A 1,608-nucleotide genomic window follows, 5' to 3' on the forward strand; every position below is an offset into this window, starting at 1 on the left:
TCAGAAGTCCATGTCCCCGCCGCCCGGCGTGCTGGACTGGGCCGGGGCCTTCTCCGGCTTGTCCGCGACCACAGCCTCGGTGGTCAGGAACAGGGCCGCGATCGACGCGGCGTTCTGCAGCGCCGACCGGGTCACCTTGGCCGGGTCGATGATCCCCGCCTCCAGCAGGTTGACGTACTCGCCGTTGGCGGCGTTGAGACCGTGGCCGGGCTCCAGGTTGCGGACCTTCTCGACCACGACGCCGCCCTCGAGGCCGGCGTTGATCGCGATCTGCCGCAGCGGGGCGTCCAGCGCGAGCTTGACGATCTGCGCACCGGTCGCCTCGTCGCCGGTCAGGTCCAGCTTGTCGAACGCGGTCTTGCCGGCCTGCACCAGCGCCACGCCACCACCGGGGACGATGCCCTCCTCGACCGCGGCCTTGGCGTTGCGGACGGCGTCCTCGATGCGGTGCTTGCGCTCCTTGAGCTCGACCTCGGTGGCCGCACCGACCTTGATAACCGCGACCCCGCCGGCGAGCTTGGCCAGCCGCTCCTGCAGCTTCTCCCGGTCGTAGTCGGAGTCGCTCTTCTCGATCTCGGCCCGGATCTGGTTCACCCGGCCCTGGATCTGGTCGGCGTCACCGGCACCGTCAACGATCGTGGTCTCGTCCTTGGTCACCACGACCTTGCGAGCCCGACCCAGCATGTCCAGGCCGACGGCGTCGAGCTTGAGGCCGACCTCCTCGCTGATCGGCTGGCCGCCGGTCAGGATCGCGATGTCGCCGAGCATCGCCTTGCGCCGGTCGCCGAAGCCCGGCGCCTTCACCGCGACGGACTTGAAGGTGCCCCGGACCTTGTTCACCACCAGGGTCGCCAGAGCCTCGCCCTCGACATCCTCGGCGATGACCAGCAGCGGCTTGCCGGCCTGCATGACCTTCTCGAGGATCGGGAGCAGGTCCTTGACCGTCGAGATCTTGCCGTTGACGATCAGGATGTACGGGTCGTCGAGGACGGCCTCCATCCGGTCGGGGTCGGTCATGAAGTACCCCGAGATGTAGCCCTTGTCGAAGCGCATACCCTCGGTCAGCTCCAGCTCGAGCCCGAAGGTGTTGCTCTCCTCGACGGTGATGACGCCTTCCTTGCCGACCTTGTCCATCGCCTCCGCGATGATCTCACCCACGCTGGTGTCACCAGCGGAGATCGACGCCGTCGAGGCGATCTGCTCCTTGGTCTCGACGTCCTTGGCCAGTTTGGCCAGCTCCTCGGAGACGTTGGCGACGGCGGCCTCGATACCCCGCTTCAGCGCCATCGGGTTGGCGCCCGCCGCCACGTTACGCAGGCCCTCCCGCACCAGCGCCTGAGCCAGAACGGTCGCCGTCGTCGTGCCGTCACCGGCCACGTCGTCGGTCTTCTTCGCGACCTCCTTGACCAGCTCCGCGCCGATCTTCTCGTACGGGTCCTCGAGCTCGATCTCCTTGGCGATGCTCACACCATCGTTGGTGATGGTCGGAGCACCCCACTTCTTCTCGAGCACGACATTGCGGCCCTTCGGGCCCAACGTCACCTTCACGGCGTCGGCGAGGGTGTTCATACCCCGCTCGAGGCCGCGGCGCGCCTCTTCGTCGAACGC

At 67.8% G+C, this 1,608-nt stretch carries 1 protein-coding gene; it reads right to left on the reverse strand.

Going from position 1 to position 1,608, the window contains the following annotated elements:
- A partial coding sequence (gene groL / locus EF879_RS26815) for a chaperonin GroEL (RefSeq protein ID WP_123563371.1) occupies nt 1–1,608 on the reverse strand: 1,608 nt, incomplete at its 5' end.

Origin of the sequence: Micromonospora sp. HM5-17 (assembly GCF_003762835.1) — a bacterium.
Classification (GTDB): Bacteria; Actinomycetota; Actinomycetes; order Mycobacteriales; family Micromonosporaceae; genus Plantactinospora.